This window comes from Pseudomonas sp. ADAK7 (genome assembly GCF_012935675.1).
Classification (GTDB): Bacteria; Pseudomonadota; Gammaproteobacteria; order Pseudomonadales; family Pseudomonadaceae; genus Aquipseudomonas.
Genome location: NZ_CP052861.1, coordinates 1,604,422 through 1,618,684 on the forward strand (window position 1 = coordinate 1,604,422; position 14,263 = coordinate 1,618,684).

General features: G+C 61.5%; 13 protein-coding genes. 7 read left to right on the forward strand and 6 right to left on the reverse strand.

Annotated features, from left to right (window positions below; all coding sequences use genetic code 11):
- Window positions 1-34 precede the first annotated feature (34 nt).
- On the forward strand, window positions 35-706 hold the full coding sequence (locus tag HKK53_RS07365) for a class I SAM-dependent methyltransferase (protein ID WP_169370241.1): 672 nt from the start codon (window positions 35-37) through the stop codon (window positions 704-706).
- Between the two features lie 71 nt (window positions 707-777).
- Entirely contained in the window at window positions 778-1,617 is an 840-nt protein-coding gene (gene yghU, locus HKK53_RS07370; protein WP_169370242.1) for a glutathione-dependent disulfide-bond oxidoreductase, read from the forward strand.
- Here yghU and HKK53_RS07375 read toward each other — a convergent pair.
- A complete protein-coding gene (locus HKK53_RS07375; protein WP_169370243.1) occupies window positions 1,614-2,300 on the reverse strand; it encodes a TetR/AcrR family transcriptional regulator in 687 nt (228 codons plus the stop codon). The genes yghU and HKK53_RS07375 overlap by 4 nt on opposite strands.
- 194 nt (window positions 2,301-2,494) lie before the next feature.
- On the opposite strand from HKK53_RS07375, the gene HKK53_RS07380 reads away from it, so the two are divergent.
- Window positions 2,495-3,331 (forward strand): NAD(P)H-binding protein, encoded by an 837-nt coding sequence (locus HKK53_RS07380; RefSeq protein ID WP_169370244.1) that lies wholly within the window; start codon window positions 2,495-2,497, stop codon window positions 3,329-3,331.
- Window positions 3,332-3,518: 187 nt separating this feature from the next.
- Window positions 3,519-5,198 carry a thiamine pyrophosphate-binding protein gene (locus HKK53_RS07385; protein ID WP_169370245.1) on the forward strand — a complete coding sequence of 560 codons (1,680 nt, stop codon included), beginning with the start codon at window positions 3,519-3,521 and terminating at the stop codon, window positions 5,196-5,198.
- 23 nt (window positions 5,199-5,221) lie between these two features.
- Here the strand turns inward: HKK53_RS07385 and HKK53_RS07390 are convergent, their stop codons facing one another.
- The 3 genes from HKK53_RS07390 to HKK53_RS07400 are packed head-to-tail and all read right to left on the reverse strand — an operon-like array spanning window position 5,222 to window position 8,777.
- Complete coding sequence (locus HKK53_RS07390; protein WP_169370246.1) at window positions 5,222-6,454, reverse strand: nucleoside permease; 1,233 nt, start codon at window positions 6,452-6,454, stop codon at window positions 5,222-5,224.
- 56 nt (window positions 6,455-6,510) lie between these two features.
- Window positions 6,511-7,614, reverse strand: a complete 1,104-nt coding sequence (locus tag HKK53_RS07395; RefSeq protein WP_169370247.1) for a sugar phosphate isomerase/epimerase family protein — start codon at window positions 7,612-7,614, stop codon at window positions 6,511-6,513.
- On the reverse strand, window positions 7,611-8,777 hold the full coding sequence (locus HKK53_RS07400) for a Gfo/Idh/MocA family protein (protein WP_442962280.1): 1,167 nt from the start codon (window positions 8,775-8,777) through the stop codon (window positions 7,611-7,613). Before HKK53_RS07400 ends, HKK53_RS07395 begins: the two co-directional genes overlap by 4 nt.
- A gap of 182 nt (window positions 8,778-8,959) precedes the next feature.
- On the opposite strand from HKK53_RS07400, the gene HKK53_RS07405 reads away from it, so the two are divergent.
- Window positions 8,960-9,964, forward strand: a complete 1,005-nt coding sequence (locus HKK53_RS07405; protein ID WP_169370248.1) for a LacI family DNA-binding transcriptional regulator — start codon at window positions 8,960-8,962, stop codon at window positions 9,962-9,964.
- A complete protein-coding gene (locus HKK53_RS07410; RefSeq protein ID WP_237150729.1) occupies window positions 9,954-10,670 on the forward strand; it encodes a hypothetical protein in 717 nt (238 codons plus the stop codon). The genes HKK53_RS07405 and HKK53_RS07410 overlap by 11 nt, the downstream gene beginning before the upstream one ends.
- A gap of 14 nt (window positions 10,671-10,684) precedes the next feature.
- Here the strand turns inward: HKK53_RS07410 and HKK53_RS07415 are convergent, their stop codons facing one another.
- Window positions 10,685-11,077, reverse strand: coding sequence for a GFA family protein (locus HKK53_RS07415; RefSeq protein WP_169370249.1), 393 nt, complete (start codon window positions 11,075-11,077; stop codon window positions 10,685-10,687).
- Window positions 11,078-11,258: 181 nt separating this feature from the next.
- Here HKK53_RS07415 and HKK53_RS07420 point away from each other — a divergent pair, with 181 nt between their 5' ends.
- Window positions 11,259-12,194 carry an AraC family transcriptional regulator gene (locus HKK53_RS07420; RefSeq protein WP_429527162.1) on the forward strand — a complete coding sequence of 312 codons (936 nt, stop codon included), beginning with the start codon at window positions 11,259-11,261 and terminating at the stop codon, window positions 12,192-12,194.
- Window positions 12,195-12,328: 134 nt separating this feature from the next.
- On the opposite strand, the gene HKK53_RS07425 is transcribed toward HKK53_RS07420, so the two are convergent.
- A complete protein-coding gene (locus HKK53_RS07425) occupies window positions 12,329-14,248 on the reverse strand; it encodes a tyrosine-protein phosphatase (protein WP_169370250.1) in 1,920 nt (639 codons plus the stop codon).
- Window positions 14,249-14,263 lie beyond the last annotated feature (15 nt).

Consider the following 14,263-nt stretch of genomic DNA (forward strand, 5'->3'; position numbering starts at 1 on the left):
TCCTTCCATCCACCCCCCGACTCCGGAGATCGAAATGCCCAGCCCCGAATCCACCCTTCTCCAGAGCTGGCACCACAACGCCCAGTCCTGGATCGAAGCCATCCGCAACGGCACGCTCGAAAGCCGTGTCCAGGTCACCGACCAGGCTATCCTGCTGGCGATACTCGGCCGGCAACCCGAGCGCGTGCTTGATCTGGGCTGCGGCGAAGGCTGGCTGTTGCGGGCCCTGGCGAAACGGGGCATCGAGGCGGTCGGGGTGGATGGCGATGGGACGCTGGTTGAGGCGGCGCGGGCGGCGGGGTCTGAGCCGGTGCAGGTGGCAAGCTATAAACAGTTGGTCGAGGCGCAGGTGGACATCGGCAGTGGCTATGATTTGATCTGCGCCAACTTCGCCCTGCTGCATCAGGACATCATTCCGCTGCTCGCCGCGATGAACGCCCTGCTCGCCCCGGGCGGCGCGCTGGTGATCCAGACCCTGCATCCGTGGGCGGTGGCGGCGGGCGATTATCAGGATGGCTGGCGGGAAGAGACCTTTGCCGGGTTCAAGGGGCAATGGCAACCCATGCCGTGGTACTTTCGCACGTTGTCCAGTTGGCTCAATGCGCTGGACATGGCCGGGTTTCGGCTGGCCGGCCTGCAGGAGCCGCAGCACCCGCAAAGCCCTGTGCCGCAGTCGTTGCTGTTGGTGGCCGAACAACGGGGATGATGCTTGTCCCCACGAACTGTCCATCCGCGGTCCACGTGATCACGGCAAGCACACTAGATAAGGTTCGTCTCATGAGCAAAGCGTCCTACGTTCCGCCCAAGGTCTGGAAAAATAACGCGCCGTCCGGGGGCCAATTCGCCAGCATCAACCGCCCGACTGCCGGGCCGACCCATGACAAGGCGTTACCCCTAGGCAAGCATCCGTTGCAGCTGTATTCGCTGGCCACGCCCAATGGCGTGAAGGTGACCATCCTGCTCGAAGAACTGCTGGCGCTGGGGCATACCGACGCCGAGTACGACGCCTGGCTGATCCGCATCGGCGAAGGTGACCAGTTCTCCAGCGGCTTTGTCGAGATCAACCCGAACTCGAAGATCCCCGCATTGCTGGACCGCAGCGTTGAACCCGCCATCCGAGTGTTCGAGTCCGGTTCGATCCTGCTGTACCTGGCGGAAAAGTTCGGCGCCTTTCTGCCGACTGATCCGGCCGGACGCACCGAAACCCTCAACTGGCTGTTCTGGCAAATGGGTGCTGCGCCCTACCTGGGCGGTGGTTTCGGGCATTTCTACGCCTACGCGCCGGATAAGCTCGAGTACCCGATCAACCGCTTCACCATGGAAGCCAAGCGTCAGCTGGATGTCCTCGATCGTCGTCTTGGTGAAAGCCCCTACCTGGCCGGTGACACCTATACCATCGCCGATATTGCGGTCTGGCCCTGGTACGGCCAACTGGTGCGGGACAACGTGTACTCGGCGGCCGAGTTTCTGTCGGCGCACGAATACACCCATGTGCAGCGCTGGGCCGAGGAGATTGCCAATCGGCCTGCGGTCATCCGTGGGCAACGCGTCAACCGGACGTGGGGCGACGAGGCGAGCCAGGTGCCTGAGCGGCACCAGGCCGATGATCTGGCTTAGCTGATTTCGTCGGCGGCTGGATCAGACTCACTCGATCCGGCCCCCGGCGCCATGATTTCGCGCAATGACATGGATTTGAAAGCCTCGACCAGGCCACGTCCCTCCTCCGGGGAACATGAAACGGCCAGGCGCATGGTCGCCTCCCCGAGATGCCAGATCAGGAACGCCGATTCCCGGACCTGCCGCGCATCGCTATCGGGAAACACCCGCAGCATCGCATCGCTCAATAAACCGCCCGCCACGCGACTCTCCTGCAACTCCAGCGCCATGAGCTGTTTGTCCGCCTGCATCCCGGACCAGATATCACGCATGGCCGGTGTCGCCAGAACGATTTCGTAATACAGATCGAGCAGCTCGGAATACGCCGTTCGCAATCCTTGCGCGTCCTCGACGGCAACCAGCGCCTCTTCGATACAGCGACGGCTTTCAACGTTGTAGCGCTCGGCCAACGTGCGAATCACCGAGCTCTTGTCCGGAAAGTACTGATACAGCGAGCCGATCGAGATCTCTGAACGCTCGGCAATCTCACTCATCTTGACCTGGTCACTGCCCTTGCTCGCGATCAAATCAGTGGCGACGGCGAGAATCCGCTCCTGGCGCTCGCGGCTGCGCTGCTGCGTGGGAGTGCGCCGCGTCGGCTCTGCGACAGGCGGTTCGACGGCTTCGAGGGTTTTCTTGGGCACTGGGGTAAATCTCCCGGACGAGAACATGACATAGGCTCACTTTAGCATCGGACCGATACATGGACACCACAGCTCCTACAGGGGTATTTGCCGTACGTCGGGCTTGGCAATTCTGCCCGTTGACAGCAAAACATGAGGGTCTATCATCTTTTTAACGTGAGTATCACTCACATTAACCCGAGGGAGATGAAACGATGAAAAACCAACAAGAAACCATCCTGATTCTCGGTGCCACCGGCAAAACCGGACGGCGAATTGCCCTGCGTCTGCAAGCTGCCGGGCGGCCCGTTCGCCTGGGTTCACGGGCGGCGAGTCCCGCCTTCGACTGGGAAGATCGAAGCACTTGGGCAGCGGCGCTGGATGGCATTCACGCGGTGTACATTTCATTCCAACCCGACCTCGCCGTCCCGGGTGCGCTCGAAACGGTTAAGGCCTTCACCGATCAAGCGGTCAACAGCGGCGTCAGTAAACTGGTGTTGCTGTCCGGGCGCGGTGAGGTCGAAGCTGAACAGGCCGAACAAGTCATACAGAACAGCGGCGTCGACTGGACGATCCTGCGCGCCAGTTGGTTTTTCCAGAATTTCAGCGAAGCGCACTTCCTCGAACCCATCCAGCAAGGGGCGCTCGTCCTGCCCGTGGGCACTATCGCCGAGCCTTTCATCGACGCCGAAGACATTGCCGAAATCGCCGTCGCGGCGCTGACCCAACCCGGACACTCACGCCAACTCTATGAACTGACCGGCCCACGCGCGCTGACGTTTGCCGAAGCCGTCGAGGAAATCGCCCGTGAGACCCAGCGTGAAATTCAGTTCGCCTCAGTCCCGGCGGACGATTATCGCCAAGCGTTGGAACAGGCAGAGCTTCCAGCGGAAGTGATCGACCTGGTGCTGTATCTCTTCACCACCGTGCTCGATGGCCGCAACACGCCGGTAGCCGATGGCGTGCAGCGGGCGTTGGGCCGGCCGGCGCGGGACTTTGGCGATTATGTCCGGCGCACGGCGGCAACCGGGGTTTGGGCCAGCGAAGGATAACGTCCCATTATTCAGTCCGACTTCAATAGCTGAGGGAATGAAGTGCTGAGCAATCATCGTTTGTCCCCCCACGCGATGATGCTCAGAATCGGGCGCAGACGTTACCCGTTGCTCTTCCATTTGAACGCGTCAGAACCGCCGGAAAGTGAGCCCTTTTCCTCTTCACCATTCGCCTCAGGAGATCACAATGAATAAAACCATTTCTCGTCGTAGCGGAGGTCAGATATTGGTGGATGCCTTGCGCATTCATGGCGTCAAAAGGGCTTTTTGTGTTCCAGGAGAAAGCTACCTGGCGGTTCTCGACGCATTGCATGACGTGCAAGAAGACATCGACCTGATCGTCTGCCGCCAGGAAGGCGGGGCGGCCTATATGGCGGAGGCCTACGGCAAGCTCACTGGCGAGCCGGGCATCTGCTTCGTGACTCGCGGCCCAGGGGCAACCAACGCCGCGGTTGGCGTCCACACTGCCTTCCAGGACTCGACACCGATGATCCTTTTCATTGGCCAGGTCGCTCGCGATCAGCAGTATCGCGAAGCGTTTCAGGAAGTTGATTTTCGCCAGATGTTTGGCCCCTTGGCGAAGTGGGTCGTACAAATCGACGACCCCCGAAGAATTCCCGAACTCGTAAGCCAGGCGTTTCACCGAGCGGTCAATGGCAGGCCGGGGCCGGTCGTGGTCGCACTGCCAGAAGACGTGCTGACCGAAATGGCGGAGGTCAGTGATGCCGGTGCGTTCAAACGGGTGTTGATGACGCCCGCAGCCGAGCAAATGGCGGCCATGCAGCACCTGCTTGAGCAATCGGAACGTCCATTGATGGTGTTGGGCGGCAGCGGCTGGGATGCCGAGTCCGTGCAGGACATTCGCCTTTTTGCAGAACAGCAACATCTCCCGGTGGCCGCCTCCTTTCGTTGTCAGGACCTGTTCGATAATCGACACCCCAACTATGCCGGCGATCTTGGCTTCGCGGCGTCCGCACAGTTGTCGTCAGCCGTGAAAGAGGCTGACCTGCTCCTGGTCGTCGGCTCGCGAATGGGGGAAGTTTCGACGGGCGGGTACGCGGCCCTGGATATTCCCGTCCCCAGGCAAACCCTGATTCATATTCACCAAGGCATTGAAGAGCTGGGACGGGTCTACCAGCCTGCGCTGGCGATCAACAGCAGCATGTCGTGTTTCGCGAAAGCCGCCGCAGGACTGGCGCCCGCAAGCCCGCAAAAAACCAGTGAGTGGACGCGCGCGCTGAATCAGCATTATCTGCAAAACCTGGAACACACACCCTCCCCTGGCCCAGTGCAAATGGCCGACATCATTGAGTGGTTAAATCGCCGGCTCCCGGATGACGCGATCCTGACCAATGGCGCTGGCAACTACGCCGTCTGGCTTCAGCGTTTCTATCAGTTCCGCCATTACCGCACCCAGTTAGGCCCCACCAACGGCTCCATGGGTTACGGCGTGCCGGCTGCCGTGGCCGCCAAACTGACCTGCCCGGATCGCGTGGTGGTTTCGTTTTCCGGGGATGGCTGCTTCTTGATGAATGGTCAGGAGCTCGCCACCGCCGCGCAATACGGGGCCCATGTGATTTTCGTGGTGGTCAACAACGGCATGTACGGAACCATCAGAATGCACCAGGAACGCAATTACCCTGGGCGCGTGTCCGGTACGCAATTGCACAACCCGGATTTCGCTGCACTGGCCCAAGCCTATGGATTGCATGGCGAAGTGGTCGCCGAGACCTCCGACTTTGCGCCCGCCTTTGAGCGCTGCCTGACCATGTCCCGGCCATCGTTGATTGAAGTCAGAGTCGACCCCGAAGCATTGACCCCTCGACTCAGCCTGACGCAGATCAGAGAGCAATCAAGCAAACAGTGAGCGGCCATTTCCAGGGGCGATCGTCAAACGGTCGACTGCACAGCCACCGCTTGCCGCCCCTTGAAGGCCAGTGAAAAACAGAAAAAGATCGCCAACGCAAACCCTGCCGGGAACAGCCAGATGCTTGTCCAGTCATGGCTGCTGGCCGAGGCGTAGTGGTCGGTCACCTGCCCTGCGACCCAGAAGCCGATCAACATGCCCAGGCCGTAGGTCGCCAGGGTAATCAGGCCTTGAGCGGAACTTCTGAAGCGTTCCGAGGCTTTGGCGTCGGTGTAGATCTGGCCCGAGACGAAGAAGAAGTCATAGCAGATGCCGTGCAGGGCGATGCCGGTGAACAGCATGAAGGCCAGGTCGCCATTGTTGCCGTAGGCGAACAGCAGGTAGCGCAAGGCCCAGGCCAACATCCCCACCAGCAGCGCGATCTTGATGCCGAAGCGATGAATGAACAGCGGCAACAGGAGCATGAACAGCACTTCGGAAACCTGCCCGATGGCCATTTTCGCCGTAGGGTTGGTGACGCCAATTTCTGCCAGGAACGGATTGGCATTCTGGTAATAAAACGCCAGCGGAATGCAGATCAAAATGGAGGCGATAAAGAACACAAGGTAGCTGCGATCTTTCAGCAAACCCAAGGCATCCAGCCCGAGCATTTGCTTGAGGCCGCCACTGCCCGCTTCAGGCTTCAGGGGTGCGGTGCGCGGCAAGGTAAAGCTGTAGAGCCCGAGCACAAGCGACGCGATCGCCGACATCAAAAAGGTATTGCGCAACCCGCCGGAGGAAATGGCGGCCTGGGAGTCCCAGGCGAAGACAAAACTGATCACCACGCCCGCCACGATCCAGCCAATGGTGCCCCACACGCGGATGCGGGAAAACTCCAGGGCCGGGTCGCTCATCTGCCGGAACGCGACTGAATTGACCAGTGCCAGGGTCGGCATGTAGATCATCATGTAGGCCAGCACATACGGGTAAAACGTACTGAAGTCCGGGGCGCGATAGAGCTGGTACAGCAACACGGCGCCGATCAGGTGCAACACGGCGAGGATGCGCTCGGCATTGAAGAATCGGTCAGCGATCAACCCAATCACAAACGGCGCGATGATCGCGCCCCAGGATTGGGTCGAGAACGCCATGCCGATCTGCCCGCCGCTGGCGCCCAGGTTACTGGCCAGGAACGTACCGAGGGTGACGAACCAGCCACCCCAGATAAAAAATTGCAGGAACATCATGGCGCTCAATCGCGCGGTCATCGTGGTCATAACTGTCACCTTCTTATTGTTTTTCTTGTTGGAGAGCGGGTCACGCAAGGTTGTGATCAGGCGTCGGGCAACCCCAGCAATCGTCGATTGAAACCTTCATCGGCCGACACACTGGCGAAATCGTCGAAGGCCTTTTGCGTCTTGTTGATCATGTGCCGCTCAATAAATGCCGCCCCTTGCGCGGCGCCCTGCGCCGAATCCTTCAGGCAACATTCCCACTCCAGCACGGCCCAACCGGTGAAGTCGTATTGGGTCAATTTGCTGAAGATCGACTTGAAATCGATCTGGCCATCGCCCAGGGAACGGAAACGTCCCGGCCGCTCGACCCAGCCCTGATAACCGCCATAGACACCCGAACGCGCATCCGGGCGAAACTCGGCGTCCTTGACGTGGAACATGCGGATGCGCTCGTGGTAGCGATCGATGAAGCCCAGGTAGTCCATTTGCTGGAGCAGCAGATGACTCGGGTCGTAGAGGATGGCGGCGCGCGGATGATGATCAACGGCCTCCAGAAAACGCTCGAACGATGCGCCGTCGTGCAGGTCTTCGCCGGGGTGGATTTCGTAGCACAGGTCGACCCCGGCCTCTTCGAAACAATCGAGGATCGGCAACCAGCGTTTGGCCAGTTCGGCGAAACCTTGCTCGACCAGACCGCTCGGCCGTTGCGGCCACGGGTAGATGTAGGGCCAGAGCAGCGCACCGGAAAACGTCGCGTGGGCGTTCAATCCCAAGCGCTGGCTGGCGCGGGCGGCCAACTTCAATTGTTCAATGGCCCACTCGGTTCGGGCCTGGGGCTGGCCGCGCAGATGGGCCGGGGCGAAGTCATCGAACAGCGTGTCGAACGCCGGATGCACCGCCACCAGTTGCCCTTGCAGGTGCGTCGACAACTCACTGATCTCGACGCCGGCCTGGGCGCAAACGGCTTTCAATTCATCGCAGTAATCCTGGCTTTCGGCGGCGAGCGCCAAGTCGATGAATTGAGTGCCGAGGGTCGGCAATTGAATGGCTTTGTAACCTTGCGCCGCCGCCCAGTGGGCAATGTTGGTCAAGTTATCGAACGGTGCTTCGTCGGACATGAACTGCGCGAGGAAAATCCCTGGGCCACGCAGGCCTTTTATGGTTTTGGGTTGATCGTTCACGGCAAGATTCTCCAGCGTCATGGGGTGCACACCAATTCGGTCCACTTGGCGTCGCCACGATGGTTGGCGATCACCGTTTCGATGAAGGCCATGCCGCGCAGTCCCACCTCGATACCGGGCACGCCAGGGGCGTCGTTGCCCGCGACCTCGCCACGAATAGCGTTGGCAAAATCGCCGTAGAGGTTGGCCATGGCTTCGAGATAGCCTTCAGGGTGGCCGGCAGGCAAGCGCATGCGCCGGGTGGCGGCCGCGCACAACCAGGGCTGGCCAAGGCCGGAACGCAAGATGCGCAGGGGTTGATCGAGGGCGCGGTGGATCAGGCTGGCGGGTTCTTCCTGGCGCCATTCCAACCCACCCTTGTCGCCGTAGACCCGAATCTTCAGCGGGTTTTCTTCACCGGCGCAGACCTGGCTGGCGATCAACACGCCGCTCGCGCCGCCGGCCATCTTGAACAACATCGAGGCGTCATCGTCCAGTTGCCGGCCCGGGATGTGCACGCCCAGCATCGCGCACAGCTGCTGGATCGGTTGATCGGCGACGAACTCCGCGAGGGAAAAGGCGTGGGTGCCGATGTCACCAATGCAGCCGCCCAACCCGGACAATTCCGGCTGATCGCGCCATTCGGCCTGCTTGTTGCCCTGCCCGGCCACATCCTGGCTGAGCCAGCCCTGGGGATACTCGACAATGACCTTGCGCACCGCACCGATTACGCCGTTGCGCACCATCTCCCGCGCCTGCCAGACCATCGGGTAACCCAGGTACGTGTGGGCCAGGCCGTACAGGCGATGGCTGCGAATGACGTGCTCTTTCAGCGCCAGCAGTTCGGCCAGATTCAGTGCAGCAGGTTTTTCGCTGAACACGTGAAAACCCGCGCTCAGCGCCTGACTCGCGACGGGCGCGTGCAGGTGATTGGGGGTGACGATCACCACCAGTTCCATGCGCTGTTCTGCGGGCAACAAGCGCTCGGCCTCGATCATCTGCTGCCAGTCGCTGTAGCAGCGCGATGCAGGCAAACCAAGCGCGGCACCGCTGTTCAGGTTGTTTTGTGCATCTCGACTGAATGCCCCGCAGACCAGCTCGAAACGCCCGTCGAGCCCGGCGGCCTGCCGATGGGCCTGGGCGATGAAAGCGCCCTCGCCGCCCCCGACAAAGCCCATTCTTATTTTTGCCACTGGAACATTCATCGCAACTCTTCTCTGTTTTAAGCGGCTGGAGACTGGCTATGATGTAACCGGTTACATCGTGGCCGAAATTTAGGCCGAGTTAAGCGAGGTGTCAAACCCCGGATTAAAAAATCCCGGACATTTCAGCCCAAGGCCGACCTGCGGTAAGCTCGCCGGCCGCGCTGTTCGAAATCGAGGTGAGCTTGTCCAATATCCGTGAAGTAGCCCGGCTGGCCGGCGTCTCGGTGGCCACGGTGTCCAGAACACTGGCGTCGCCAGAGCGCGTGCTCCCCGAGACGCGGGACAAGGTCACCGCCGCCGTGGCACAAGCCGGGTATCGGCCGAACCAAATGGCGGTGCAGTTCCGCTCGCGCCGGACCGGCAACCTGGTGATTCTGGTGCCGGCCATTGCCAATATCTTTTTCGCCCGTGTGATCAGCGGCGCGCAACAAGCCGCCCAGGCCGCCGGCTATCGACTGCTGCTGTGCGACACCCAGGGCCGGGAGGAAATCGAACGGGAATTCGCCGCGCTGGTGTACGCCCATCAGGCCGACGGCGTGATCCAGCTGCGCGCCTACGACCCGTTTGAATCACCCCTGCCCAACGCCGAGTTACCGCCCATCGTCAACGCCTGCGAGGTGATTCAGGGTGGCCGCCATCCCACCATCAGCCTCGATAACCGCGCCGCCGCCAGGGCCATGACCGAGCATTTACTCGAACTGGGCCACCGCAGGATCGGCCTGATCAAAGGCCCGAAAAGCAGCCCGCTGACCCGCGACCGCGTGGCCGGTTATCAGGACGCATTGCACCACGCCGGCATCGCGTCCGACCCGGCCCTGATCTGCCACGGTGATTTCAGCTTGAAGGCTGGGCATGACGGTGCCGCAGCGATGCTAGCGCTGCCCGAACGTCCCACCGCGCTGTTCTGCGAAAACGATGAAATGGCCATCGGCGCGTTGAAACGAATCAAGCAACAGGGCTTACGGGTCCCCGAGGACATTTCGCTGGTGGGCTTCGACGACATCCCGTTCGCGGCGTACTGCGACCCGCCCCTGACCACCATCACCCAGCCCGCCGAAGCCTTCGGTCAGAAAGCCGTCGAGATGGTGATTGCCCTGATTGAGAAAAAACCGATTGCCCAACGGCACGTGGTGTTGCCGTTTGAAGTGACGTTGCGCGATAGCACGGCGGTGGTTAATGAGCGCTGAGGCATGTGACCGAGCAGCGCAAATAAAAATCTACCGCCCGAGGTTCTGGTCGCTGGATTCAGGCGTTGATTACAGCGCCCCGGTCATCCACCTCAACGATATCGTGCCGGCCGTTGGTCAAAAGACATTCGCGTTCTTTGATCGCGACGACCGCCTGGAAGCCGGTGCAACCATTCTGCTGATCTGGTGCCCGCCCGTGTCCGACTTGAATGGCTGGAGTGAACAACCGTCCGAAATTGCTCAAAGCCACTTCTTGAAAGCACACGTTGTCGGCGCCGCTCATGCGTCCCCGCATTCCACTCCAGATAGCGACCGCAAGTACGAACTCGAGATCCTCTCCTGCGAACGATTGCTGCCGGCGCTGCAAGCATCTCGGGAGGGTTCGACGTCCTGGAATCTGCAAGGCATTGGCAGCGCGCAAGGGAGTTTTTTGGCGTGGGATGAGCTGCACTGGTGTGGTCGTGCGGTCGTTGAAGGATTCACCTATTTAACGGCGAACACCTCGAACGAGGCGCACCTGGAATTGATCCTCGAGGAATCCGGCGACGAGCTGATCGGGCTCTTTTCAGTGCACATCGACCCCGGTGGCACCTTCCATGAGATGGGCCGGAAGCGGCTAACAAGCGAGGAACGGCGAGTCATCCAACAGGCCCTCAAACTGGCACACCCGCTGCATGATTCACAGGCCGCTTACCTGGTGCAATGACGCGTGCGCATCACTCATTCCTCAAACCGCCCCGTGCCTTCCCGATCCTGCGCATACCGCCGCGCGAGCGGAAACGCCGGCAACCATGCCTCGCGACGCACCGTCCAGCTTTCATAGGTGGGCGTCAGTTGGTCGGGCGCGTCCAGGCAGCCGAGGTTGACTTCGATTTCGTCGGCGCTGCGGTTGAACACCGACGAGCCGCAGCGCGGACAGAAGCAGCGTCCGGCGTAGTCGCGGGTTTCGCCCTCGATCGTCACCGCGTCCTGAGGGAAAATCGCCGAGGCGTGAAACAGCGCGCCATGGTGCTTGCGGCAGTCGAGGCAGTGACACAGGCCGACGCGGTAGGGTCGGCCCGATGCCTCGATCCGGACATTGCCGCACAGGCAACCGCCAGTGAATCGGTCCATGTTGCGTCTCCTCTGAAATCATGCGATGGGCCTGTTAAAAATAGCCCAAACAACCCCCGTCACACACCTGTCACGCCCGCCTGCTAACTTCCCCGCCCTGCCCCCAATTGCCCTGCCCGAGGTGCCCCTCAAGGTGTTCTCAACTTCGACACGCCAGTCAATCATCCTCAGGTCCAACGACATGCGCTGCGACGACTTCGGTGCGCTGTTCTCGCAGATGTTCGGCAACCGCTACGCCGACACGCCGCCCCCGCCGGGGCACATCATCATCGGAGGGGTCTACGGCCGGCACGAAGGCGTGAGTTTTCGCCGCATGCATTATCGAGGCGACTTCACGGTGGCTTTTCCCGATCCCGTGGATGAAATCACCTTCGTCATTCCCACCGCCGGCACGATTGTCTTCAACCACCGCACCGAGTCCGTAGGCGTTGCCCACGTTGGGCTGGCGATCGACAAGGCGGATATCCGCTCGATGCGGTTTATCGACAACCATGCGCAGCACGGAATTTCGATCCGGCGCGGGCTGATCACCGAACGCCTGTCGACGCTGCTGGGCAAGCCGATTTTGAACAAGCTGATTTTCGAGCCGCAGGTGGATCTGGATTCCCCGGCCTTCCAGGGCATCAAGGCTTTGATCGATCTGGCCACGGGCACCGAATTCGACCTGCTGATCAACGCCGGCACGCTGATGCCCTCGCGCCTTCGGGAAATGCTGGTGGACGCGGTGCTGGAGGCCTGGCCGCACAACTTCAGCCAAGCCCTTCGCCGCCCTGAGCCGCTGATTGCGCCACGGCATGTGAAGCGGGCGGTCGAGTACATTCAGGCACATCCCGACAACCTGGTCAGCGGCACGGAGCTGGCGCGGCTGAGCAACGTCAGCCAGCGTGCTTTGCAGGAGGGGTTTCGGCGATTTATGGGGATGTCGATCGTGGCTTATCAGCGGCAGGTGCGTCTGGAGCGCGCCTATGCTGCACTGGCGGACGGTGGGTTGATGTCCGTGACCGAGGTGGCCGTGCGATATGGGTTCAGCAATGTCGGCAGGTTCTGCCAGTACTTCCAGAGCGCTTACGGTATCAGCCCGGCGGAGGCGAAAAACGGCCTGAAAAACCGGCGTTGAACACGACGAGCAACCTGTGGCGAGGGAGCTTGCTCCCGCTGGGTCGCGAAGCGGCCCCCTGCTCTATCTGAAAAGCAGGGGACTGCTGCGCAGTCCAGCGGGAGCAAGCTCCCTCGCCACAGTTTGGGTGTTGATCAGAACAGATAACTGGCCTTGAGGCCGCCGCTGAAGCCGTGGCTGTCACCTCCGCCGCTGGCGCCGACTTCAGCACCCACGCTCAGCGCGCCAAGGTTAGCCATGAGATTAACGCGGCCGGTGAACTGATCGCGGTTGTCGAAGGCGGCACGCTGTTCGATGTCCAGGCCCAGCAAGTGGCCTTCGCTGTCGACGGTGTGATCGCCCAGCACATGCTCGTAACCCACTTCGACACCCGGCGCCAGGCTCCAGGCGCCCATCCCAATCGGTGCGAACGAGGCCTTGAGGTTGGCCACGGCGCTGCGGCGGGTGGCCTGGAGGCCATCGACATCGAGGGCCAGTTCGCTGCCCTTCTCCTGAAAGCCCGACACATCCAGATGACTGACGCGCACACCGAGACTCGGTTCGAGGATCATGCCGCTCACCGGCAAACGGTAGCCCAGTGCCAGGCTGGCTCCGCTGAGATTGCCATGGCTGTCGCCCTTGGCCGAACCGAGTCCACCGCCGAGGTCGCGCTTGCTGTCGTAGTCGAGCCAACCGGCATTGACGTCGGCGTCGACAAATAGTCCGCGTTCCAGACCGCCCGGCGCATAACGCGCACCCACGCTGAAAAAGGTCAGGTCGGTATCCACCTCGCCGCCCGCCCCGCCGACGTTACCGCGACTGTAGCCGAAGCCGGCATGGGCGCTGAATTGTTCGGAGAAGCGCTGGGTCAGGCCAACCATCAACCCTTGGCTGTGCTCGTTGCTGCTGGCGGCGTGGGCCGAGCCGTCCGTGCCCAGATAGCCCGCCAGCGCGGTGCTCCATAACCGGTATTGGCCGACCTTGAGGTCCGTGCCGCTGCTGAACGGCGCCGACGCCTGGTCGATCATCGCACCTTGACGCAGCAGATAACTGGCGGCGTCCGCATGCACCTGGCCGCCGACGGTGGATTCAACCCCACCGAGGCTGCCGGCATCGATGGCCGATTGCAGATAGTAGTTGTAGGCGCTGTAGGTGCCAGACAGGTTGCTGTTCTGCAGCTGCTGCAACACTTGCGCGCCGGCAGCGGCGTTGCCGATCAGGCCGGCCTGGCCCGGCAGGCTGTTGTATTCGACCATTTTGCCGCGCAACACATAGAGGGTTTCCTGGGACAGGCCCAGGCCTTGCTTGAGGTAATTGTCCATGCTGCCGTATTGCGCGGTGACCTGGTCCAAACCCGCCTGCAAATAGCTGGCCTCGACCCCGAGCAGCGGCGCATAGACCGCTGCCATGCTCGCCGGCATCGCCTTGAGGGTCGCGGCCACCCGCGCGGCGGTGTAGTCGTTGGTCGCCAGGTAGTTGCTCATGATGGTGGCGCTGTCGACACCCGCGATGCTCTGCAATACAGCGGCGGTCCAACCGGTGCGGTCCTTGCCGGCGGTGCAGTGGAACAGCGCGGCGCCGTCGACACTCGCCAGTTCATTGAACAACCGGGTGAACTGGCTGCGCATCCCCGCATCACTGACGAACGCTCGGTTGGTCTGCTGCATCATGGCGATGGCATCGGCGGTGCTTTTGAACGAGACCGTGGTGATGTTCGCGCCGGACGTGGTGCTGCCGATGATGTCGATGTTCTCGTAGGTCGCCCCGGTGAGTAGCGTATCGGGCGTACCGGCGATCTCACTCGGCGTGCGCAGGTCGTAGATCGCCTTGATGCCGAGGCCATTCAACGTGGTCAGATCCGCCGCCGACGGCGTCAGCGCATTGGAGCGGTAGAACACACCGCTGCGCATCGTGCCGTCGTGGGCCGTGGAATACGCGGTGGTGGTGCCGGCCAGATCACGGAAATTGTCGATGCTGCGCAGGTGCGGAGTATCGAGGGCAGTGCTCTCGGCAGCCTGGGCGGCGGCGATGGACAGGCTCAAAACGGACAGCGAACACAGAAGACGTTGAAACACGGGGCAGCCTCATTG